At 69.6% G+C, this 21,234-nt stretch carries 20 protein-coding genes; 7 read left to right on the top strand and 13 right to left on the bottom strand.

From position 1 onward, the window contains the following. Positions 1 to 17 precede the first annotated feature (17 nt). The 3 genes from IEY60_RS27445 to IEY60_RS27435 all read right to left on the bottom strand — a co-directional run bounded on the left by IEY60_RS27445 (position 18) and on the right by IEY60_RS27435 (position 4,224). Entirely contained in the window at positions 18 to 2,036 is a 2,019-nt protein-coding gene (locus IEY60_RS27445) for an NACHT domain-containing protein (protein ID WP_229740195.1), read from the bottom strand. Between the two features lie 98 nt (positions 2,037 to 2,134). Further along, positions 2,135 to 3,286: a hypothetical protein gene (locus IEY60_RS27440; protein WP_189033391.1), complete on the bottom strand. Its 1,152-nt coding sequence runs from the start codon at positions 3,284 to 3,286 to the stop codon at positions 2,135 to 2,137. 11 nt (positions 3,287 to 3,297) lie between these two features. Further along, on the bottom strand, positions 3,298 to 4,224 hold the full coding sequence (locus IEY60_RS27435) for a metal-dependent hydrolase (protein ID WP_189033390.1): 927 nt from the start codon (positions 4,222 to 4,224) through the stop codon (positions 3,298 to 3,300). A gap of 131 nt (positions 4,225 to 4,355) precedes the next feature. On the opposite strand from IEY60_RS27435, the gene IEY60_RS27430 reads away from it, so the two are divergent. Further along, positions 4,356 to 4,979 (top strand): TetR/AcrR family transcriptional regulator, encoded by a 624-nt coding sequence (locus IEY60_RS27430; protein ID WP_189033389.1) that lies wholly within the window; start codon positions 4,356 to 4,358, stop codon positions 4,977 to 4,979. Here the strand turns inward: IEY60_RS27430 and IEY60_RS27425 are convergent. Both IEY60_RS27425 and IEY60_RS27420 read right to left on the bottom strand, forming a co-directional pair. Further along, complete coding sequence (locus IEY60_RS27425) at positions 4,942 to 5,778, bottom strand: SDR family oxidoreductase (RefSeq protein ID WP_189033388.1); 837 nt, start codon at positions 5,776 to 5,778, stop codon at positions 4,942 to 4,944. The genes IEY60_RS27430 and IEY60_RS27425 overlap by 38 nt on opposite strands. Before the next feature lie 5 nt (positions 5,779 to 5,783). Then, positions 5,784 to 6,566, bottom strand: a complete 783-nt coding sequence (locus IEY60_RS27420; protein ID WP_189033531.1) for a crotonase/enoyl-CoA hydratase family protein — start codon at positions 6,564 to 6,566, stop codon at positions 5,784 to 5,786. A 186-nt stretch (positions 6,567 to 6,752) separates the two neighbouring features. Here IEY60_RS27420 and IEY60_RS27415 point away from each other — a divergent pair, with 186 nt between their 5' ends. Together IEY60_RS27415 and IEY60_RS27410 are read left to right on the top strand one after the other, a co-directional pair. Further along, on the top strand, positions 6,753 to 7,172 hold the full coding sequence (locus tag IEY60_RS27415) for a YciI family protein (RefSeq protein ID WP_189033387.1): 420 nt from the start codon (positions 6,753 to 6,755) through the stop codon (positions 7,170 to 7,172). After that, positions 7,145 to 8,464 carry an RNA polymerase sigma factor gene (locus IEY60_RS27410; protein WP_373291775.1) on the top strand — a complete coding sequence of 440 codons (1,320 nt, stop codon included), beginning with the start codon at positions 7,145 to 7,147 and terminating at the stop codon, positions 8,462 to 8,464. The genes IEY60_RS27415 and IEY60_RS27410 overlap by 28 nt, the downstream gene beginning before the upstream one ends. Positions 8,465 to 8,468: 4 nt before the next feature. On the opposite strand, the gene IEY60_RS27405 is transcribed toward IEY60_RS27410, so the two are convergent. After that, positions 8,469 to 9,266: an LLM class flavin-dependent oxidoreductase gene (locus IEY60_RS27405; protein ID WP_189033386.1), complete on the bottom strand. Its 798-nt coding sequence runs from the start codon at positions 9,264 to 9,266 to the stop codon at positions 8,469 to 8,471. Positions 9,267 to 9,369: 103 nt separating this feature from the next. On the opposite strand from IEY60_RS27405, the gene IEY60_RS27400 reads away from it, so the two are divergent. Next, positions 9,370 to 10,725: an MFS transporter gene (locus tag IEY60_RS27400; protein ID WP_189033385.1), complete on the top strand. Its 1,356-nt coding sequence runs from the start codon at positions 9,370 to 9,372 to the stop codon at positions 10,723 to 10,725. A gap of 8 nt (positions 10,726 to 10,733) precedes the next feature. Here IEY60_RS27400 and IEY60_RS27395 read toward each other — a convergent pair whose 3' ends face one another. Genes IEY60_RS27395 through IEY60_RS27370 form a run of 6 tightly spaced genes read right to left on the bottom strand, consistent with a single transcriptional unit; the run spans position 10,734 to position 16,839 of the window. Beyond that, the gene (locus IEY60_RS27395) at positions 10,734 to 11,210 is read right to left on the bottom strand and encodes a nucleoside deaminase (protein ID WP_189033384.1); all 477 of its coding nucleotides are present in this window, start codon (positions 11,208 to 11,210) and stop codon (positions 10,734 to 10,736) included. After that, a complete protein-coding gene (locus IEY60_RS27390) occupies positions 11,207 to 12,187 on the bottom strand; it encodes an ornithine cyclodeaminase family protein (protein ID WP_189033383.1) in 981 nt (326 codons plus the stop codon). Before IEY60_RS27390 ends, IEY60_RS27395 begins: the two co-directional genes overlap by 4 nt. A gap of 26 nt (positions 12,188 to 12,213) precedes the next feature. Next, complete coding sequence (locus IEY60_RS27385; RefSeq protein WP_189033382.1) at positions 12,214 to 13,140, bottom strand: ABC transporter permease; 927 nt, start codon at positions 13,138 to 13,140, stop codon at positions 12,214 to 12,216. Next, on the bottom strand, positions 13,137 to 14,291 hold the full coding sequence (locus IEY60_RS27380) for an ABC transporter permease (protein WP_373291771.1): 1,155 nt from the start codon (positions 14,289 to 14,291) through the stop codon (positions 13,137 to 13,139). Before IEY60_RS27380 ends, IEY60_RS27385 begins: the two co-directional genes overlap by 4 nt. Beyond that, a complete protein-coding gene (locus tag IEY60_RS27375) occupies positions 14,288 to 15,841 on the bottom strand; it encodes an ABC transporter ATP-binding protein (RefSeq protein ID WP_189033381.1) in 1,554 nt (517 codons plus the stop codon). Before IEY60_RS27375 ends, IEY60_RS27380 begins: the two co-directional genes overlap by 4 nt. Positions 15,842 to 15,846: 5 nt before the next feature. Next, positions 15,847 to 16,839 carry a BMP family protein gene (locus IEY60_RS27370; RefSeq protein WP_189033380.1) on the bottom strand — a complete coding sequence of 331 codons (993 nt, stop codon included), beginning with the start codon at positions 16,837 to 16,839 and terminating at the stop codon, positions 15,847 to 15,849. 135 nt (positions 16,840 to 16,974) lie between these two features. Between IEY60_RS27370 and IEY60_RS27365 the strand changes: the two genes are divergently transcribed. Beyond that, positions 16,975 to 17,721: a GntR family transcriptional regulator gene (locus tag IEY60_RS27365; protein ID WP_229740175.1), complete on the top strand. Its 747-nt coding sequence runs from the start codon at positions 16,975 to 16,977 to the stop codon at positions 17,719 to 17,721. Between the two features lie 46 nt (positions 17,722 to 17,767). Here IEY60_RS27365 and IEY60_RS27360 read toward each other — a convergent pair whose 3' ends face one another. Then, positions 17,768 to 18,685 carry a LysR family transcriptional regulator gene (locus tag IEY60_RS27360; protein WP_189033378.1) on the bottom strand — a complete coding sequence of 306 codons (918 nt, stop codon included), beginning with the start codon at positions 18,683 to 18,685 and terminating at the stop codon, positions 17,768 to 17,770. A gap of 71 nt (positions 18,686 to 18,756) precedes the next feature. Here IEY60_RS27360 and dapA point away from each other — a divergent pair, with 71 nt between their 5' ends. Next, positions 18,757 to 19,638 (top strand): 4-hydroxy-tetrahydrodipicolinate synthase, encoded by an 882-nt coding sequence (gene dapA / locus IEY60_RS27355; RefSeq protein WP_189033377.1) that lies wholly within the window; start codon positions 18,757 to 18,759, stop codon positions 19,636 to 19,638. Between the two features lie 42 nt (positions 19,639 to 19,680). Beyond that, positions 19,681 to 21,210 (top strand): DHA2 family efflux MFS transporter permease subunit, encoded by a 1,530-nt coding sequence (locus IEY60_RS27350; protein WP_189033376.1) that lies wholly within the window; start codon positions 19,681 to 19,683, stop codon positions 21,208 to 21,210. The last annotated feature ends 24 nt before the right edge of the window (positions 21,211 to 21,234 follow it).

Raw genomic sequence — 21,234 nt, 5'->3', positions numbered from 1 at the left:
CTACTCCGGCGCGTAGGTCAGGCCGCCCGCCGCACTCGATCCCGGATCGCCGACATCCACCGCTCGGCCCGCGCGCGGACGGCGTTCGGCGCGGGCCGGGTGTCCGGCGGCCTCGGGGCGTTGGCCTTCACCCACTCGCGGAAGGTCTCGTGCCGGAACTGATAGGCCGCGTACGAGACACCCAGCAGGCCACCCCGGCGAGCCCAGTCGAGGAAGCGGGCCGGGCGATCGGGAAAGGAACCGGTCATCGCGAAGAGCGCCATGGCGGTGAGGTAGCGGCCGGTGGCGACGCCGTAGAGCAGGGTGACGATCAGCCCGAGGTACCCGGCCGTGTACAGCGGTGTGAGAAGGCTGCCGTCGGGCTCGCCTCCGAGTCGGTCCGCACCGACGACGCCACCCCAGATCGAGGCCGCGGTGAGTCCACCGATGACCACGGCGGCCGTCGCGTCGTCGCGGAGGAGGCGAGTTTCGTGCATGACCAGTTCGTACATCTCGTCGCTGTCGACCGACAGCACATTCACCAACCCGTAGGCCAGGCATCCGGGGGCCGCCAGCGCCGCGATCGTCAGAGCGTCGCGGCCGGTCATGCCGCCGAATACCACCGCCACAGCACAGATCACCGCGACGCAGAGCGCGATGGCGATCGGCTCCGTCAGTCTCGCGACCACGTGCCGCCATGCGCGCCCCGGTCTGCGCCAGGCGAGACGACGTGCCTGGACGTCCGCGGGACCACTGGTCACAACCATCACTGCGAGTGGAAAGGCGAGGAGCGGCAGCCATGTCCATACCGCCGCGTCGAGCCACGTCGGCCCCTCCGGCGCCGGTGCGAGGAACGACAGTACGAGGCCGAGCAGCGCGATCAGTCCGCACACCAGACTGTAGAGAACGCGGCAGCGGATCGGTCCGGCCAGCTCCCAGACCTCGTCGAGCTGCATCGTGGTGCCGTCCTGACCGGCGGTCGCCCGGTCGTCGAGTCGATGGGCCAGCGTCGCCAGCCACTGCGTGACGTTCGCTTCGGTGTAGTCCTCGAATTCTCCCTCCGGGTTCGTGCCTGCCACCGCCGCGCGAACCTGTGTGGCGAGCAACTGGTTGCGAATGGCGTCGGCGTCGTCGAACCGGGTGAGCTTGGTGCCGATACCTGCGTCGTGTTGCTCGGCGACGACGGCGAGGGCGAGCATCCATGGCGTGCGCAGCGCGGTCGCCAACGGACCGGTCGGCGCGTGCTCGATCCGGTCGATCACGTCGGTCCAGGCATCGTCGGGCACGTGGTCCTTGGCCTGCTGACTCGCCAGGTAGCCGATGGTCTGTCGATGGGTCAACGGCCGCATTTCCATCGTGGCCGCGGAAGCGAGGCGTGCGTCGGCGGCGTGCCGGCGAAGGTCCTCGAAGTCCTCTGTGCGACACAGGACTACCAGTTGCCTGCCTTTCCATGGCTCACGGCTGAGCTTGCGCAGCGCTTCGTATGCGGCCTCGACGGAGTCCATTTCGTCGAGCCCGTCGATCAGCGGGAGAATGCGCTCCGATTCGACCAGGGCTTTCGCCACCCGGGGATGCAGTCCGTAGTCGGAGCCGAGCCGTTCGATCAACCACCGCGAGAAGTGTTGCCTGCCATTCCAGCCCGCGGCGTTCACCCGCACCGGAACGGCGACGTTCGCGCGCGGAAAGTCGGCCACCTCGTCGCGGTGATCGAGCAGCCCCAGGGTCAGGTAGGTGGCCGCGACAGTCTTGCCGCTGCCCGCTTCGCCGTGGATCAGCACCCGCCGCGGCTCCGGGAGCGACCGCACATGCTCGGTGAGGCCGGTGACCTGCACGGCGCCGTCGACGGCCTTCGCGTCCACGGTGATCTCGACGGCGATGACATCGGACGGTGCCGCGCTCAGCTGAGCCCGCAGTTCTCGTTCCCGGCGCCGAACCTTGCCCGCCAGTTCGTCGGCGTGTCGAGCCAGCGCCGGGTCGGAGGTCTCCGGGAACAGTCTGCGCCGCAGCGGGCCTGCGGCTTTCGCGCCGACCCGGACGACAGCAGCACCTTCCGCCATGCCTGTCACGAGGCCATGATCCCACCGAAGGCCATGGCCCGCAGGGGCATTGGAGATCCGCCGCCCGCCCTGGAACTCCCGGGGCGGGCGGCGTGGGCTCAGCCGGTGACCGCCGCGTTCGCCGACTCCGGCGCGGCGGCGTCGTCGCCTGCGCGGGGCAGCGTGAAGGTGGCCAGCACCGACAGCACGGCGATGGCGAAGCAGGCCAGCGTGTACCAGAGATTTCCGATGGGATCGCCGTTGCTCGTCTCACCGTCGACGGCGTCGAAGAACGCCGGCAGGGCCGTGATCCAGAGGACGGCCATCACCACCAGATAGACGATGGCGTAGCGCTGGACGAACGGGTTCAGATAGCGCGGACCCGTCGCGCCATCCTGGCGCAGCCGCCTCCACTGGCGAACCATGACGACCGCGGCGACGACGGAGAGCACGACCAGTTCCAGCGCGTAGACCACGCCTCGCACCGTCGTACTGCTCATGCCGAGCACGGTCGCGGGCAGCGGGAGCAGGAAGGTGCCGACCGAGGCGAGCAGGCCGATCACCACTGTGCGCCAGACCAATTCGACGCCGGAGAAGTTCCGGCCCTGATCGACCTGGCGGCCGACGAAGTACTGCACGCAGAACGCCAGCGACATCGGCCACAGCGCGGCGAACACGACCACGCTGCCCATCGGCACCGCGTCGAACATCGGCTGGTTGATGGGATTGTCGACCGACCATTCCCACCACCGCAGCTGCGGACCGAGATGGTCGAAGATCTCGTAGAACGCGTGGTGCACGAAGCCGACGCAGATCGCGCCGACGAGCACACCGTACTGCCGGAAGATGCCGAGCATCCGGACGATCCCGAACGCCAGCGTGGCCATCAGCGGATAGATCGCCACGATGTAGATCGGCAATCGGCCCCACAGGAAGTCGACGGTGAACACGTTGTGCGCGAACATCGTGTCGACGTGGTCCTCGATGCCGAACGCGGCCGGGAAATACAGTGGCGGCTCGATGACGAACAGATAGGCGGTCGCGCCGAACCACAGCACCAGATCGGTGGGGTCGCCGTGGCGGCGCAGGCGCACGATCGCGTACCAGAGCGCGAGCACCGCACCGAGCACGATGGTGATCTCGAGAACCGGCAGCGTCCAGTTCTCCAGCGCGAAGGGACTGCGGAACTCGACGAGACCGCCGGCTTCCTCGCAGGAGAAACCGAGCTGGGTGGCGAGCTCGGCGAAGGTGGGTGAACAGTGTTCGGCCATCGGGCTGCCTCCTACGAGCTGACGGAATCGGCGGTGTACCAACGGGTGACGTCGTAGCCCTCGTCGTAGCGGCGGAACCACTCGTCGGCCAGCGCGGGCAGGTTCTCGTGCGCGGGATTGTGCCGGGGCATCTGGCTGCGGATGATGCCGCCAAGGGCGACGAGCTGTTCACCCAGGCCCAGATCGTCGAACGCGCGCGGCATGGTGCCGTTGTCGGCGGGCTTCAGACCGGGCAACAGCCGGCGCAGGGTCTGCCCGCGACGGTAGTTCGCGAACATCGACAACGCGTCGACCTGCCGATCCGCCAGCGGCACATGCTCGTTGAAGCCTTCGCAGGCCACGCGGATCACCTGCAGGACGTGCCGGAAGATCGAGGGCGCCACCCGCATCCGGTACAGCTCGCTGTCGACCACCGAGTTGAAGATGATCAGCGCCGAACTGCGGTGCTCGACCTCCTCGACGAAATGCCAGATGAACAGCGAGGCGACCCGGTCGTCACCGGGGGCGAACAGGGTCGAGTCATTGTCGAGCATCAGCTTGAACACCGGCGTGAACGTCGCCTCGAGATCGGCGGTGTAGGCGAGGCGGTACTTGATCGGGGTGCTCGCGGTGAGCTTGTCGAACTCGGCGATCACCGCGTCCAGGGTCTGCTGCAGACCCGGATAGCGCCGGATCAGCGCCTTGACGTGCTGGCGATGGGCCGTCGAATGCTGGCCCTCCTGACGCATGAATGCGTCGGCTTCCTCGGCCACTTCGGGGTCGGTGATCTGCGGTTTCGCCTGCGTGATCAGCTGCACGATCATCTTCTCGAAGCCGATCGCCAGGAACGAGACGGCATTGGCCATCGAGGAGAACGCCGGGTTCTGTGGATTCCACAGGAACGGCACGTCGTAGTCGGAGAAGGCGAAGTCCATTTTGCGGACATGAAGGTCGGTCACGGTGGAGTACCTCGTTGTTCGGGCGTGTGCCTGCCGCTCGGGTGATGAGGCAATCATACGCACGAGCCTTCGAGTGTATGATAACTTTCGCGGAATTCGCCGTGACCTGGGGCTGTGCTAGCGTCCACCCGGTGGCGCGCAGACGTGGATGGGGTGGCAGTCCGCCGGCGGACGATGCGGAAGCCGCGCGCCGGATCATCGCCGCGGCAGTAGATCTCATCGGCCGGACGGGGGCGGAGATCAGCATCGCCGACGTCGCGGAATCGCTCGGGGTCATCCGTCAGACCGTCTACCGGTATTTCCCCAGCGCCGACGCCCTGATGACGGCCGCGGCCATCGCCTCGGTCGACGGCTTCCTCGACCGGCTGACCGCGCATGTTCGCGGGCTCGCCGACCCGGCCGACGCGATGATCGAAGCCGTCGTCTACACCCTCACCGAGGTCCGTCAGACCCCGCACCTGGGCATCCTGCTGTCGAGTTCGTACTCGAACCTGCACACCGACAGCCTCACCTCCGACGAGGCGCAGGCCTTCGGCATGACGATGATCCGGCGCTTCGATGTCGACTGGGAGGCTTACGGATACGACGAACCGGCGCTGCGCGGACTCGTCGAATACGCCCTGCGCACCATGCAGTCGTTCTTCCTCTCGCCCGGCAATCCGCCGCGCGGCGACGAGGAACTGCGGCGCTATCTGCGCCGGTGGATGGGGACGGCGATCAGCGCGCAGGCGGAGGAGTCGGCGCAGGGCCGATGAGGTCGTCGAGGGCGGCGTCGATCCCGGGTCCGGTGAGGGTGTGCCGGACGCTGCGCAGGACCAGGCGCCGTGGTCGCGGGCAGTCCGGTGGTGCGGAATCGTTGTCGGTGGGCACAATTCGGGCAGGCGCGCCGAGCCGGTCGCGCACGCGGGTCGTCAGTTCGTAGCGGCTCACCGTCTCCGCACCGGCCAGGTGGACCACGCCGGTCTCGTCCGCGAGGTGCTCGAGCATGGGCGCCAGGCTGGGCAGATACAGCGGATTGCACACGATATCGGTGCGCGCCTCGATGGTCGGGGCGGTGAAGCGGGCGAGGAATTTGTCCGAGCGCGGGCTGCGGCCGTAGACCAGCGGGAGCCGGGCGACGAGGTGTCCGGCGCGGGCGAGGACCAGCTGCTCGGCGGCGGCCTTGGTGCAGCCGTAGACGTTGATCGGTGTGCGCAGCGCGATTTCGTCGTAGTACTCCCGCGTGCCGTCGAACACGTTGTCGGTCGACAGGTACACCAGTTTCGCGCCCGCGTCGTCGATCGCGTCGAGCAGTGCGGCCATCGGCGCGACGTTCGCCGCGTAGGCCGCCTCCGGATCCCGTTGGGCGGTAGCCAGATCCACGATCCCGGCGGCGTGGATCACCACGTCGACGCGGTCCGCGACGAGCGCGCGGACCGCATCGGCATCGGCGAGATCCAGCGGGACCAGGCCGTTCCCGGACCTGCTCGTCCCGACGACGTCATGGCGTGCACCCAGCTGCGCGTGCAGCGCGCCGCCGACGAAACCCGAGGCGCCGAGAATCAGAATTCGCATCGCGGTCAGCGGGCCTGCCAGTTGGGCTTGCGCTTCTCGGCGAAGGCGAGGGTGCCCTCGCGGACGTCCTCGGTGCGCGCGACACCCATGATCTCGCGGTTGGTGAGGTCCCAGGCCGCGTCGTCGGCGATCTTGCCGTCGACCAGACCGAGCGCGACCCGCTTGCTCGCCTGCACCGCCAGCGGCGCGTTGGCCGCGATCCGGTCCGCGAGCTCGAGGGCGGCGTCGAGCACCTGCTCGGCCGCGACGACCCGGTTCACCAGACCGAGCTCGAGCGCCCGCGCCGCGGTGATCGGCTCGCCGGTCAGGATCATCTCCATGGCGACCTTGCGCGGCAGCTGCTCGGGCAGCCGGAAGGCGCCGCCCGCGGCCGCGAACAGGCCGCGGGCCACCTCGGGCAGGCCGAACGTGGCGGTCTCGGCGGCGACGGCGAGGTCGCTGGCGAGGACGAGCTCGGTGCCGCCGCCGAGGGCGAAGCCGTTCACCGCCGCGATCGTCGGCTTGCTGATGGGGTGGCGCACGTATCCGGCCAGGCCCCAATCCTCGTGTCCGGGAGCGAGAATCCCCTGGCCGCGGCCGATCGCCTTCAGGTCGGCTCCGGCGCAGAACGCGCGCTCACCCGCGCCGGTGAGCACCACGGCCCTGATCCCCGCGTCGGCCTCGGCCCGCTCGAGCGCTTCGCCCACCCCGGTACTCACCTCGGCATCGACCGCGTTCATGGCCTGCGGCCGGTTGATGACGACGACCAGCACATGCTCGCGTTGTTCGACGAGGACTGCGCTCACGATTGACTCCTTGTTTCCGTGCCCGTCCGCAGCGTCGCGTGACAGGTCTGTTCGAGATGTATCACGTCTCGTCGTCCGCGTCGTAGGCTGCGGAGTACTCGTGGGAAACAAATTGTCGATCGGTGTCGATCGGTGGCCTCGCCGTTCGACCTAGGGATGAACGAACACACCAACCCGAGGAGACACACCATGAAGTACATGCTGATCATGCGTTCCACCGACGAGGCCGCCGCCGAGTGGCAGAACGTCGACTTCGACCAGATGCTCGAGATGATGGGCCGCTACAACGACGAACTGATCAATGCCGGTGTCCTCGTCGCCGCCGAGGGCCTCGACGACGCGGCCGACACCGTGGTCGTGGACTACAGCTCCGATCCACCGGTGGTCACCGACGGCCCGTACGGCGAGACGAAAGAGCTGTTCGGCGGCTACTACATCCTGAACGTGGCCTCCAAGGAGGAGGCGATCGAATGGGCCAAGCGGGCCCCGATGGGCGGGTCCGGCTCCAAGATCGAGATCCGCCGGGTGCCATCGATCGAGGAGTTCCCGCAGGACAACGAGTGGATCAAGAGGGAGCGGGCCTGGCGCGAGGCCACCGGCCAGCTCTGACGTCGGCGATGCCGCATTCCGGCAGGGAGGCTGTGGCCGCTGTCTGGCGGATCGAGTCGGCGCGGATCGTCGGTGCGCTCGCGCGCTACACCGGCGATTTCGCGCTCGCGGAGGATCTCGCGCAGGAGGCGCTGGCCGAGGCCCTGGTGACCTGGCCGCGCGACGGCGTGCCACGGCAACCGGCCGGGTGGCTGCTCACCTGCGGGCGGCGCCGCGCGATCGATGCCTTCCGCCGCCGCGCCGCCCTCGACGACCGCTACGCCACCCTCGCCGGGACGCTCGGCGAGGGTGGCGTGCTGACCGGGGGTGAGGTCGCCGACCCGGTCCGCGGCGACGGGGACGTGCTGTGGGATCCCGACCAGATCGACGACGACGTGCTCGCACTGATATTCATCTCGTGTCACCCGGTCCTGTCGCGGGAAGCCCGGCTGGCATTGACATTACGCGTGGTCGGCGGTCTGACCAGCGACGAGATCGCCAAGGCCTGTCTGGTGCCGACCGCGACCGTGCAGGCCAGGATCACCAGGGCGAAGAAGACGCTCGGCGCGGCCGAGGTCGCGTTCGAGGTGCCGCCCGCGGCCGAACGCCGCGTTCGGCTCGGCTCGGTACTGGGGGTGATCTACCTGATCTTCACCGAAGGGTCGTCGGCCAGCACGGGCGGCGATCTGATCCGGTTCGACCTCGCCGGTGAGGCATTGCGGCTCGCGCGGGTACTTGCTCGCCTGATGCCGGACGAAGCCGAGGTATACGGACTGCTGGCGCTGCTCGAGCTGACCGCGGCGCGGTTCCCCGCCCGCACCGGTCCCGACGGGCAGCCGGTGCTGCTCGAACAGCAGGATCGGCGCCGCTGGGATCGTTCGGCGATCCGGCGTGGCCGGGCCGCGCTGGCCAAGGCCGCCGAGGTGGGGAAGGGGCTCGGCGCGTACGGACTGCAGGCCGCGATCGCCGAATGTCATGCTGTCGCACCGTCGGTCGAGGCGACGAACTGGGAGCGGGTGGTGCTGCTCTACGAAGCGCTGGGCAGGCTCGCCCCGTCACCGGTGGTCGAGCTGAACCGGGCGGTGGCGGTGTCGATGGCCGACGGGCCAGCCGCCGCGCTGCCCATCGTCGACGGCCTGGCCGTCGACGGGTCGCTGGCGAACTCGCATCTGCTGCCGAGTGTTCGGGGCGAGCTGCTCACCCGGCTCGGCCGCACCGACGAGGCGCGTGACGCGCTGACCGAGGCGGTGCGGCTCTGCGGCAACGAACGGGAAAAGTCGGTTCTCGCAGGCAAACTCGCCGCCCTCGCCTGAGCTGTCAGCCGGGGCCGCGGCGGACCAGGGCCAGCGCCTCGGCGCGTGAACAGATCACGGGCAGCTCGGTCAGCCACCAGGTGGCGCCCGCGCGAGCGTAGGCATCACGCTCGCGGTCGGAAGCCGCGGCGAGCACCACCTCGAATCCGGTCAGATCGCCCCGGTGCTCGGCGATGATCGCCAGCATCTCGACGAGCTGTTCCGGACTCGCCTCGGGGCACAGCCTGTCGTAGCGAGCGGCCCGTCGCAGCGGCGCCTGCCGGACGGACTGGGCCGCCACCCAGATCGGGATCCGGGGGCGCTGCACCGGGCGGGGCAGGAACTGCAGTCCGTCCACCCGGTAGGCGGGGCCGTCGTGGTGCACCACCTCGCCCGACCACAGCGCGGTGAGCAGGCTCAGTGCCTCGTCGAGACGCTGCGCGCGCTCGCGCGGCACGGCGACCTCGCCGAGGCGGGCGAACTCGCCCGTCGCCTCGGAGCCGAGGCCGACACCGAGGGCGAGGCGACCACCGCTGAGCAGATCGAGGGCGACCGTCTCGCGGGCCACGTCCTGCGGCCGCCTGCGCGACAGCGGAGTGATCCGCGGGCCGAACGCCACCGTGCTGGTCGCGGCGGCGATCGCGGCAAGCCCGATCCAGGCGTCGCATACGGCGAGCCCCGGCTGGTGCGGGCGGGCCACGTGATCCCAGACGAAGACGCCGTCGAAGCCGGCCGACTCCGCTTCGGCCGCGATCTCGGCCAGCACGCGCGGATCGGCGAGCTCGCCGAACGGCGGGAGATATACCCCGAATTGCAGCGCCATTTCCGCAGTGTAGAGGCTTGCGCGGGCCTTCTTCGCACAGTCGCAACGTTTGCCCGGCGAAATAGCCGGGTAGCCCGAGGGGGCGACGACGAGAGGTTTGTGGATGTCACAGGAATCGAAATCGGTGCTGCACCGTGCCATCGGTGCATCGGCGATCGGAAATGCGGTCGAATGGTTCGACTACGGTGTCTACGCCTACTTGGCGACCTATATCGCCGCGTCGTTGTTTCCCGGCGACGGGACGGGATCGAGCGTGGTCTACACGCTGCTCGGATTCGCGGTGTCGTTTCTGATCAGGCCGATCGGCGGCATGATCTGGGGGCCGCTGGGTGACCGGATCGGCCGAAAACGCGTGCTCGCCACCACCATCGTGCTGATGGCGGCCTCGACCCTGGCGGTCGGCTTGATCCCCAGCTACGAGGCCATCGGCATCGCCGCGCCGATCCTGCTCTACCTGTTGCGCATGATCCAGGGATTGTCCGCGGGCGGCGAATACGGCGGCGCCGCGACATTCATGGCCGAATACGCGCCCGACCGCAAACGCGGCTTCTATGGCAGTTTTCTCGAAGTCGGCACGCTGGCGGGATTCACGCTGGGCAATCTTGTCGCCCTGTTGCTGGTGAATATTCTCGACGCTTCGTCGATGGAATCGTGGGGCTGGCGGTTGCCGTTCCTCATCGCGGCGCCGCTCGGCCTGATCGGTATGTACCTGCGGAACCGGGTGGAGGACACGCCGGTATTCCGCGAGGTCGAGAGCAAGGACGAAACCGAGGAGGTGACCGGCGTCTACCGCGATCTGGTGACGAAATACCTGCGTTGCATCCTGACCCTGTTCGGCCTGGTGATCGCGCTGAATGTGGTGAATTATTCGCTGCTCAGCTACACGCCGACCTACCTCGGAACGACGCTGGGCATGGAGGAATCCGACGCGCTGCTCGTCCCGCTGATCGGCCAGATCGCCATGCTGGTGACCTTGCCGTTCCTCGGCGCGCTCTCCGACCGGGTGGGCCGCAGGCCGATGTGGATGTTCTCGTGCGCGGCGCTGATGATCATGGTCATCCCGGTGTACAAGCTGATCGGCAGCTCGCTGACCGGTGCCATCGTCGGCTTCGCGATCCTCGGCCTGCTCTACGCGCCGCAGCTGGCCACCATCTCGGCGACCTTCCCGGCCATGTTCCCCACGATCGTGCGCTTCGCCGGCGTGGCGATCGGCTACAACGTGGCGACCTCGCTGTTCGGTGGCACCGCACCGGTGGTCAACCAGGCGCTCATCGAGGCCACCGGCGATCACCTGTTCCCGGCGTACTACATGTTCGGCGCCTGCCTGGTCGGCCTGATCGCCGCCTACTTCCTCATCGAGACCAAGGGCGTCTCGCTGCGCGGCACCCAGGTGCCAGGCACCCCGGAAGCGATCGAGGAACAGCGCGACCTGGGCGGGGAGTCCGTTCCGGTCCGGTGATCGGTGGATCAGCCCGCGACGGCGGCGCGGAAGACCTCTAGGGCTTCCTCGCCCAGATGCGGGCCGCTGACCTCGACCGGGACGTTCGAGGTGGCGACCAGGTCGGCGCAGGTCAGCGCGAAAGTCGGCTTACCGGGAAGGATCTGCCCGAACTCGGCGGCCGCCGCGGCGAAGACGATCCGCCCGACCTGCGCCCACACCATGGCGGCGGCGCACATCGGGCACGGCTCGCCGCTCGCGTAGACGGTCGAGCCGCGCAACGCCTCGGCCTGACCCGCCGCGGTGGCGGTGGTGATCGCGACCAGCTCGGCGTGGGTGGTCACATCGCCGCTGGTGCTCACCGCGTTCGCGCCCTCGGCGAGCACGCGGCCGGCACGGTCGACGGCGACCGCCCCGAAGGGGCGGTCACCGCGCGCCGACGCCTCACCGGCGAGGTCGATGGCGCGACGCAGGTGGGTGATGTCGATCTCGGTGAGTGCGGTCATGTCGCGAGGTCCACTTCCGTTCCGATGCCGTTGGCGCGAGCCCTGTCGATGATCAGGCGGGCGGCGGCCAGATCCTGCAGGCCGATGCCGACCGAGTTGAACAGGGTGATGTCGCCGTCGCCGACACGACCGGGCGCCCGGCCCGCGATGACCTCACCCAGTTCGGTGCGCACCGCCGCCTCGGTGATCGCACCCTCGGCGAGGGCGAGCAGCGTGTCACCGGACTTGGTGAGCGTGGTACCGACCGAGTCTACGACCACGCTCGCGCGGCGCATCGCTTCGCCGTCGACCTCGCGGTGGTCGGCGCGCGGTGGTGCGCCGACCGCGTTGACGTGCAGGCCGTCGCCGAACCACGCGCCCCGCACGATCGGTTCCCGTGACGGGGTGAGCGTGCACAGGATGTCGGCCGCGCGGGTCACCGCCTCCGGTCCGGCCATCGCCCGCACCTCGAGACCGAGATCGGCGACGGCGGCGCGGAACCGTGCGATCGTCTCCGCCGAGCGCGACCAGACCAGTACCGCACTCAGCTCTCGGACCAGGGCGATCGCGCGGGTGTGTTCGACGGCAAGGCCGCCCGCCCCGACCAGTCCGAGGACCGAACTGTTCTGCCGTGCGAGGTGTTTCGTCGCCACCGCGCTGGCGGCGGCCGTGCGCACCGCGGTGACGAGCCGTCCATCGATCAGCGCCTCACAGCTGCCGTCGGCCGCGGAGGTCACCACGATCACCGACCGCTGTACCGGGAGCCCGCGATCGCGGTTGGCTGGCAGGTCGGCGAGCAGTTTCACCGCGGCCGCCCCGGCGGATTCGGCGGCGGCGACCATCGGCACGAAGGCCGCTCCACCGAGCGTGATCGCCGGCGGCGCCGGGACGAGCGCGGTGCCGAGCGCGAGGTCGGCGTGGGCCCGCTCGACCGCGGCCAGTACTTCGCCGCGGTCGAGCACGGCGGTCACCTCGGAATGCGACAGGATCAGAGTCAACGCAGGAGCTCCTCGAAAAGCGCGGGTCAGGACGTTCGGGCGAAGGCGACGGTCAGGTCGCGCGGTGAGCGGCTGTTGCCGACCAGACCGCTGACGGCGAAGATCGCGATCAGATAGGGCAGCATCACCAGCAGCGCGAACGGCACGTCGACACCGAGCGCGGGCAGCGCGAACTGCAGTGCTTGAGCGATGCCGAAGAACACCGACGCCCAGATCACGCCGAGCGCGCGCCAGCGGCCCGCGATCACCGCGACCACGGCGAGATAGCCGATGCCGCCGGTCATGTTGTCGCTGAACGAATGCACCTCCGACAGGGCCAGTTGCGCGCCGCCCAAGCCCGCGGCGAACGCGGCGAGCAGCACACAGCCGTAGCGGACGACCCGCACGGACAGCCCGGTGCGGTCGGCGGCGACGGCGTCCTCGCCGATCGCGTCGATCACCAGGCCCAGCTTGGTGCGCCGGGAGAACACGAACGCCAGCGCGGCCACGACCGCGATGCACAGGTAGCCGAGCGCGGTCTGCCCGAACAGGGCGGGCCCGATGACCGGGACGCGGTGCAGCAGGGGAATGCGCAGCGCGTCGAAACCCGGGACGCCGTGGCCCTTGCCGTCGGCCAGCAGCAGCCGCGCGCCGTAGGTGGTGGCACCGAGCGCCAGCGCATTGCTCGCGATACCGACGACGATCTGGTCGGCCCGCAAGTTGACACTCCAGATCGCTTGCAGCGCACCGAAGATCAGCGCGGCGGCCACGGCGGCGACCGCGCCGAGAACCGGTGACCCGGTGGTGACAGCGCCGAGCACGCCGGCGAACGCGCCGGTCAGCATCATCGCCTCGAGGCTCAGATTGAGCACTCCCGCGCGTTCGCTGACCAGTTCGCCGCTCGCGGCGACGAGAATGGGCAGGGTGAAACCGATACCGCTGGTGGCGATGTCGGTGACCGTGTCGAGGCTCATCGCGGCGCTCCTGCCAGGTCGGCGGTATCGATCGGGGAAACAGCCTGCGGGGCAGCCGGTTCGGACTTGCGCACCGATCGGGTCCACAGGGCCGCGCCCGCGATGAACACGATCATCAGCGACTCGACGACGCTGATGGTCGACGCGGGCACATTCGCGGCCAACTGCAGGTTGATCCCGCCGGAGACGAGGAATCCGAGCAGCAGCGAGACCGCGACGACGGCGGCCAGCGAGCCGCGGGCGAGCAGCCCGACGACCAGCCCGGAGAACCCGTATCCGGAGGAGAAGCCCTCCGCGAGGACGAAAGGCGCGGTGGCGACGAGCAATCCGCCCGCGATGCCGGAGAACGCGCCCGCAGCCGACAGGCTGAGGAATCGCAGCCGCTGCACGGGCAGGCCGAGTCTGGCCGCCGCGTCGGGATTGAGGCCGACCGCGCGCAACCGGGTGCCGAGCGCGGTGTGGCGGACCAGGATCGCGGTGCCGAGCGCGGCCACGACCGCGATCCACAGCGCGATGGTCGCGGGGGAGCGTTCGATGCCGAGCAGCGGCAGCTGCGCGGCGGGAGTGAGCTGTTCGGACTGCGGCAGGGTTTCCGAGGAGGTCACCGGCTGCCGCAGCAGCGCGGGCTCGTGCACGACGAGCAGCACCATGGCGAGGCCGACGAAATTGAGCAGCAGCGTGGTGATGATCTCGCTGGTGCCACGCCGGACCCGCAGATAGGCGGCGATCGCGGCCCAGAGCCAGCCCGCGGCCGCCGCACCGATCAGTACCGCGGGGAGGGTGATCGCGGCAGGAGCGCCGGTCAGCGTGGTGCCGATGGCGGTGGCGGCGATCCCGCCCGCGCAGATCTGGCCCTCACCGCCCACATTCACCAGGCCCGCCCGGTGCGCGATGGTGAAGCCGACGGCCACCAGCATCAAGGTGGCGGCGACATTGAGCGAAGCGCCCACGGCATAACCGCTGCCGAACATGCCTTCCCACAGCGCGGTCATCGTCGCGCCGGGCGCCGCGCCCGCGAAGGCGGCCAGGATCAGCCCGACCGCGCCGGCGGCGATCATCGCCACGGCCGCGACGACGACGGGCTGATGTGCCCAGCGGCGCAGCGAGACCCGGTGCGGGCCTGTCGTTCTGCTCGAGGTGACAGCGCTCATGCCGACACTCCCATCATCAGTTCGCTGATCTGTTGTGCCGCAGCGGGATCCGCTGTCTCGACAGGGCAGGTGAGCGTGCCGCGATAGGCGACCAGCACCCGATCGCACAGGGCAAGCAGTTCGGGCACCTCGCTGGACACCACCAGCACACCGCAGCCGTCGGCGGCGGCGCGGCGCAGCTGGGTCAGCACGAAATCGACCGCGCCGATATCCAATCCGCGCGTCGGCTGCGCGGCGACCAGGCAGCGCAGGTTCTCGGTGGACAGCTCGCGGGCGAGCACCACCTTCTGCTGATTGCCGCCCGAGAGCGCGCCCATGCGCGCCCACGGACCAGCGGCGCGCACGTCGAACCGCTCCAGCTCGGCCTGCGCGGCGCGACCCATGGCGCGTTTGTCGAGCAGCCCGAAGCGGCGGAACCTGCCGAGCTGCCCGAGGAAGAGGTTCTCGGCGATGGTCATGTCGGCGACCATCGCGTCGCGATGGCGATCCTCGGGCACGACACCGAGGCCCAGGCCGGTGCGCGTGGCGGGGCGCGCGGCGGTGATGTCGGTGCCGTCGAGGGTGACGGTGCCCGCCACGGCCGGTGCGCTCCCGGCCAGGACGGCGACGAGTTCGCTCTGACCGTTGCCTTCGACACCGGCGATGCCGACGATCTCGCCGGGCCGCACACGCAGCCGCACCTCGTCCAGTGCGGTGCTGCCGTCGGCCCGATGCGCGGTGAGGCCGTCGACGGACAGCACCGGCGTCGCCGTCTCCGGCGCGGGTGTGACTTTCGTTGCCGACCTTGCGGTATCGAAGCCGAGGGTCGCGGCCACCGTCGGATCGAGGTCGGCGGCGGTGCGGCCGACCATGGCGGTGAGCAGCTGCGCGATGCCGGTGTTCGACATCCGCCCGCCACCGGCGACCGTGCCGCGCCGCAGCACGGTCGCGGCGTCGGCGACCCGGGCGACCTCGCCGAGCTTGTGCGTCACCAGCACCACCGCTTTGCCGTCGGCGGCGACGGCGCGGCAGGTGTCGATCAGCGCGTCGATCTCGGCGGGATCGAGTACCCCGGTCGGCTCGTCGAGCAGGATCAGCGACGGATCGCGCAGCAGCGCCTTGACGATCTCGACCTTCTGCCGTGCGCCGACCGGCATCGTCGCCACCTGCTGATCCAGGTCGATCCGCAGCCGGTAGCGCTGGGCGATCTGGTCGAGCCGGTCGGTCAGCTCGGCGCGGCGCATCCGCACACCCCGCTGGGTGAGCAGCAGATTCTCCGCGACGGTCATCGTGGTGACCAGGCTGAAGTGCTGGTGCACCATGGCCACGCCCGCCGCCATCGCGGCGGCGGGGGAGTCGGGCCGGAACTCGGTGCCGCCCAGCGTCATCCGGCCGGTGTCGGGCCGGTAGCCGCCGAAGACCAGATTGCACAGCGTCGACTTGCCCGCGCCGTTCTCGCCGAGAACGCAATGGACGGTGCCGGATTCGACGGTGACGTCCACATCGTGCAGGGCCCGCACGTCACCGAAGCTCTTACCCAATCCCTGCAGGGTCAATGCGGGAGTGTTCATGGCGGTCAGTACGGCTCGACCGCGCCGGTGGACAGGGCCGTCTTCGCCTTGGCGAGCGCGTCGGCGACCGCGGCGTCCTTGCTGCACAGCACGAAGTCGGTGCCGTGGTTGGGCGAGGTGAGACCGAAGCGCACGTTCTCGGCCTTCCACGAGTTGTCGAGCGCGGCGTTCACGGCGTACTCGACCTCGGCGCCGATGTCGGTGTGCACGTATCCCAGGTAGACGGGGTTGGTGCAGTCGCCGGGGATCGGTCCGCCGACCAGGGTGGCGCCGGCCTGGGTCGCGGCCTGCTCCATGCCCGCCTTGCCCAGGTTCACGATCTGGCCGAGCGCGCCCGCGCCCGCGCCGTAGTCGGCCAGGGCGGCCTGCTTGGCTTTGGCCGGGTCGTTGAAGTCGCCGACGTACTGCGGGGTCAGTACCTTCACGTCCGGCTTGGCGAAGCGCGCGCCGTTGCCGAAGGCATTGGCGGCGTTGACGATCGCGGGCAGCTCGACGCCGCCGACGAAGGCCACCGCGCCGGTCTTCGCGCCCGCCGCCGACACCGCGCCGCTGAGGAACTCGGCCTCGGCCTGCTCCGGGTCGTAGTAGGCGAGGTTGGCCATGGGCTTGGCATCGGCGGGGCCGCCGATCTCGACGAACTTCACGTTCGGGAACTGCGGGGCTACCTTGCGCACGTCGGCGTCGGTCTGGCCGCCGAGCGAGATCACCAGATCGTTGGTCGAGGCGAACCGGACCAGGGCCTGCTGGTAGTCGCTGGCGGCGACCTGTTCGACCTTGCTCAGTTCCACCTTGTCGCCGAGCTTGTCGGCGACGCGCTGGTAGCCGAGATACCCCGACTGCATGAAGCCGGTGTCCGAGAGCGAGCCGGGGAAGAAGACGCCGACCTTCAGCTTGCCGCCCGACGCGGCGGTGTCGGAGGTTCCGCAGGCCGACAGCAGGGCAGCGGCGGCCAGGGCGGCCGAGCCGAAGGCGATCGCGCGCCGAGTGGACTTGTGCACGGGGTACTCCTTGATCGAACGAACCGCCACTTAGCGGTATACCGTTAAGTGTCAGCCTGGGGCCCCCGGATGACGGGCGGATTACCGAAACGTAAGAAACGCTCGCTCGCGGCGGGCGGTACTACCGTGGTGGGAGTGCAAGCGCGGAAGGGTGGTGCGGTGTCGGCGGAACCGGCGAAGAAGTCGCTGCGGGACCGGGCCTACGAGGAGCTCCGCGACCGGATCGTCGACCTGCGGCTGAGTCCGGGGCAGCGGCTGGTCGAACGCGATCTCGCGACCGAATTGGCGATCTCCCGGATCCCGCTGCGCGAGGCGCTGCAGATGCTCGAGCGCGAGGGGTTGGTCGTCATCGTGCCGCGTCAGGGCGCGATCGTCGCCCCGTTCACCGCCGCCGACGTGCGCGACCTGTTCGATGTGCGCGAGAGTCTGGAAGTCCTCGCCGCCCGCCTGGCCGCCGAACGCGCCGAACCCACCGACTTAGCCGCCCTGCGCGACCAACTCGACGCCGCCCGCCAGGCCACCGCCGCGGGCGACCAGGCCGCGATCGCCGCCGCGAATGCCGGCTTCCACGCCCGCATCGTGGAGGTCTCCGGCAACCCACTCCTGCAATCCCTGTTGCGCCCCTTGGAATCCCGCGTCCGCTGGCTGTTCCACCTCACCAAGGAACGCGACCCCGGCACCCAGTGCGCGGAACACGAAGCCCTCTACGCGGCCATCGCAGCGGGCGACCCCGACGCCGCCGCCGAGATCGCCTACCGGCACGTGGCGTCCGGCCGCGAACCCAGCCTCGCCCTCTCGGCCCAGTGGTCGATGCCCGACATCGACCCGGTCTCGGCCACCCGCACCCGCCAGCGCACCTCCCAGCGCGACAAGACCGCCTGAGCTGTCCTCGCGCGGCCGGCCGCAGGTGGCTTCGGGCCGGGCGGATCTAATGGTCCGAATTCGTGTCGCTCCACGAATTGTGTTCCGCTGCTCGGGCTGCCGAGCGTAGAGCGGTGCGTGCGGCGGCGATGGCGGGGTGGGCGGCCGTGCCGCTGCGGTAGGCGAGGTGGGTGTGGCGGCGGGTCGACAGAGGTGTCAGGGCGACATCGTCGGGTGGGGTGTGCAGGGCGAGAGCGGGGACTATCGCAGTGCCCGCGCCTGCGGCGACCAAGGCAAGGACCGTGTCGAAGTCGTCGGCGTGGTGGCGGATGCGGGGCGTGAAACCCGCTGCCTGGCAGGCGCGGAGGGCGACGGTGTGGCAAAGGGTGCCGGGTGTGCCTGCGATCCACGGGGATTCGCGCTGGGCGCGGAGAGGTTCGGTGTCCGGCAGCGGGTTTCGGGTGGCGAGGTAGACGGTTTCGGTGTGCAGGCGCTCGGTGTGGATGGCGGGATCGGGGGTGGCGGGGACCAGGTCGTAGTCGTGGGTGAGGGCGATGTCGAGGGCGCCCGCGCGCAGGGCGTCGGGGACCTCGGCCGGGTCGATCTCGGTGACCGTGAGTTCGAGGCGGGAGTGGTCGGTGCTCAGGGCGACCAGGGCGGGGGACAGGAGCGCGCGGGCGGCGGTGGGGAAGGCGCCGATGCGCAGGGTTCCGACGAGTTCGTCTCGGGCGACTGCCAATTCGGCATCGGCGCGTTCGAGGGCCGCGAGGATCGTTTCGGTGTGGCCGACGAGCAGGTGCGCGGCCGGCGTGAGAGCGACGCGGCGACCCGTGCGTTCCAGCAGGGGCACGCCCGCCTCGCGTTCGAGCGCGGTGAGCTGTTGCGACACGGCCGACGGCGTGTAGCTGAGCGCGTCGGCGACCGCGGCGATGGTGCCGCGGTGAGCGAGTTCGCGCAGGAGGCGGAGCTTGCGAACATCCAGCATCAGTTCAGCTTACGTTCGACATCATGAATGTGAACTGGACCTGATGTGTCGGCGGCTCGACCATAGGAACCATGACAGCGCTGCAGGGTTTGTTCGTCCCCATGATCACGCCGTTCACCCACGACGGCGCCGTCGCGCCCGCTGCCCTGGAGCGGCACGCGCACAGCGTCCTCGACGCGGGCGCGACCGGACTCGTCGCGTTGGGCACCACCGCCGAGCCCTCGGCGCTGACCGCCGATGAACGGGACCGCGTCCTGGACCTCTGCGCCGCCGTGTGCGCCGAACGGAACGCGCCGCTGATCGTCTGCGCGGGCGGCAATGCGACCGCGGAATCGGTCAGGGCTGTCGGCGAATTGCGGCACCAGGTCGCGGGTGTGCTCGCCGTGGTGCCGTACTACGTGCGCCCGAGTGAGGAGGGCGTCGTCGCGCACTTTACCGCGCTGGCGGCGGCCAGCCGGGCCCCGCTCTACGTCTACGACGTGCCCTACCGCACCGCGCGCCCGCTCAGCGGCGAGACGCTGGTGCGGCTCGCGAACATTCCGAACATCGCCGGTTTCAAACACTCGGTAGGCGGTGTCGACGCGGCCAGTGTCGAACTGCTGGCACGCGCCGGATCCAGCACGACGGTGCTGTGCGGCGACGACCGCTTCGCCTCGGCCCTGCTCGCGCTCGGCGCGCGGGGCGGCATTCTCGCGGCGGCCAATGTCGCGCCCGCGGAGTATGCCGAGCTGGTTACCGCCTGGCTCGCCGGTGACGCGGCGCGGGGCCGCGAGATCGGTCATCGCCTCGACGCGCTCGGCGCCGCGCTGTTCGCCGAACCCAACCCGACGGTGATCAAAGCGGTGCTGGCCGAACGCGGGCAGATCCCCAGTGCGGCGGTCCGGTTGCCGCTTCTGCCCGCTTCGCCCGATTCGACGGCGGCGGCACTGCGGGCCGCCGATTACGAACAATAAATTTCGCTGGTCTTCGCCCGCGAAAGATGCCAGGCTCAAGCGGTGACGAAACCTCCGGATATCGGCGCCGCCGCCGATCCCACCTCCGACAAGCTGGATGCCGCCGTACTCAAAGTGGCAGGCGTAGTCGTCCTCGGTGCCGTGATGTCGATCCTCGACATCACCGTGGTCACCGTCGCGATTCCGACATTCATGGCGGACTTCCAGGCCTCCGTCGAGGTCGTCGCCTGGACCATGACCGGCTACACCCTCGCGCTGGCCTCGGTCATCCCGATGACGGGGTGGGCGGCCGACCGCTTCGGCACCAAACGCCTCTATATGGCGGCGCTGACCTTCTTCATCATCGGGTCGGTGCTGTGTTCGATGGCGTGGAGTATCGAATCGCTGGTGGCGTTCCGCGTCATCCAGGGCATCGGCGGCGGCATGCTCATGCCGCTGGGCATGACGATCATGACCCACGCCGCGGGCCCGCAGCGGATCGGCCGCGTGATGGCGGTGCTCGGTGTGCCGATGCTGCTCGGCCCGATCTGCGGCCCCATCCTCGGCGGCTGGCTCATCGACTCGTTCAGCTGGCACTGGATCTTCCTGATCAACCTGCCGCTGGGTGTGGTCGCCCTGATCCTGGCCTACATCGTGTTCGCGCCCGACAAGCCCAAGCCCTCGGAGTCGTTCGACTTCCTCGGCATGCTGCTGGCTTCACCCGGCCTGGCGCTGTTCCTGTTCGGTGTCTCCTCCATTCCGGAGAAGGGCACGGTGCTCGCCGCGCGCGTGCTCATCCCGGCGATCATCGGAGCTGTGCTGCTGGTGGCGTTCGTGTTCCACGCGCTGCGCACCGAGCATCCGCTGATCGACCTGCGCCTGTTCCGCAATCCGTCGCTGCGCTTCTCGGTGCTGACCATGTCGCTGTTCGCGACGGCGTTCTTCGGCGCGGGCTTCCTGCTGCCGAACTACCTGCAGCAGGTGCGCGGTGAGACGGCCTTCGATTCCGGCCTGCTCATGGCGCCACAGGGTATCGGCGCCATGCTGACGATGCCGATCGCGGGCTTCCTGGTCGACAAGATCGGGCCGGGCAAGATCGTCATGTTCGGCATCACCTTCATCACCATCGGCCTGGCCGGGTTCACCCAGCTGCACGCCGACACGTCCTACCTGATGATCGGCGCCGCGCTGTTCGTGATGGGTCTGGGCATGGGCTGCACCATGATGCCGGTGATGACCGCCGCCATCCAGACGCTCTCGCACGCCCAGGTCGCGCGCGGTTCGACCTTGATGAACATCATCAACCAGACCGCGGCCTCGATCGGCACGGCGACGATGTCGGTCGTGCTGGCCGCCCAGCTCAACGACCACCCCGAGGCCAAGATCGGCATCGCCTCGAACGCCCAACCGGACATCGCCGCGCAGGTGCCGCCGTCGGTGATCGAGCAGGGTCTGGAACTGGCCGCCGAGGCGTTCAGCAATACCTATTGGGTCACCGTGATTCTCGCGGCGCTGACACTGATCCCGGCGTTCTTCCTGCCGCGGAGCAAGCCCGAGGCGCCGGTCGACGCCGAAGCCGTCGCGCTGGTCTGACCCCTCCCGCAGCGAAAGCCCGGA

Origin of the sequence: Nocardia rhizosphaerihabitans (assembly GCF_014646295.1) — a bacterium.
Lineage (GTDB): Bacteria > Actinomycetota > Actinomycetes > Mycobacteriales > Mycobacteriaceae > Nocardia > Nocardia rhizosphaerihabitans.
This window is presented reverse-complemented; position numbering and strand designations above follow the sequence as displayed.

Excerpts from the sequence above, each read along its gene's own strand:
- IEY60_RS27445 (WP_229740195.1), bottom strand. The coding sequence starts at position 2,036 with ATGGCGGAAGGTGCTGCTGTCGTCCGGGTCGGCGCGAAAGCCGCAGGC.
- IEY60_RS27440 (WP_189033391.1), bottom strand. The coding sequence starts at position 3,286 with ATGGCCGAACACTGTTCACCCACCTTCGCCGAGCTCGCCACCCAGCTC.
- IEY60_RS27425 (WP_189033388.1), bottom strand. The coding sequence starts at position 5,778 with ATGCGAATTCTGATTCTCGGCGCCTCGGGTTTCGTCGGCGGCGCGCTG.
- IEY60_RS27415 (WP_189033387.1), top strand. The coding sequence starts at position 6,753 with ATGAAGTACATGCTGATCATGCGTTCCACCGACGAGGCCGCCGCCGAG.
- IEY60_RS27405 (WP_189033386.1), bottom strand. The coding sequence starts at position 9,266 with ATGGCGCTGCAATTCGGGGTATATCTCCCGCCGTTCGGCGAGCTCGCC.
- IEY60_RS27400 (WP_189033385.1), top strand. The coding sequence starts at position 9,370 with ATGTCACAGGAATCGAAATCGGTGCTGCACCGTGCCATCGGTGCATCG.
- IEY60_RS27395 (WP_189033384.1), bottom strand. The coding sequence starts at position 11,210 with ATGACCGCACTCACCGAGATCGACATCACCCACCTGCGTCGCGCCATC.
- IEY60_RS27385 (WP_189033382.1), bottom strand. The coding sequence starts at position 13,140 with ATGAGCCTCGACACGGTCACCGACATCGCCACCAGCGGTATCGGTTTC.
- IEY60_RS27380 (WP_373291771.1), bottom strand. The coding sequence starts at position 14,291 with ATGAGCGCTGTCACCTCGAGCAGAACGACAGGCCCGCACCGGGTCTCG.
- IEY60_RS27375 (WP_189033381.1), bottom strand. The coding sequence starts at position 15,841 with ATGAACACTCCCGCATTGACCCTGCAGGGATTGGGTAAGAGCTTCGGT.
- IEY60_RS27360 (WP_189033378.1), bottom strand. The coding sequence starts at position 18,685 with ATGCTGGATGTTCGCAAGCTCCGCCTCCTGCGCGAACTCGCTCACCGC.
- dapA (WP_189033377.1), top strand. The coding sequence starts at position 18,757 with ATGACAGCGCTGCAGGGTTTGTTCGTCCCCATGATCACGCCGTTCACC.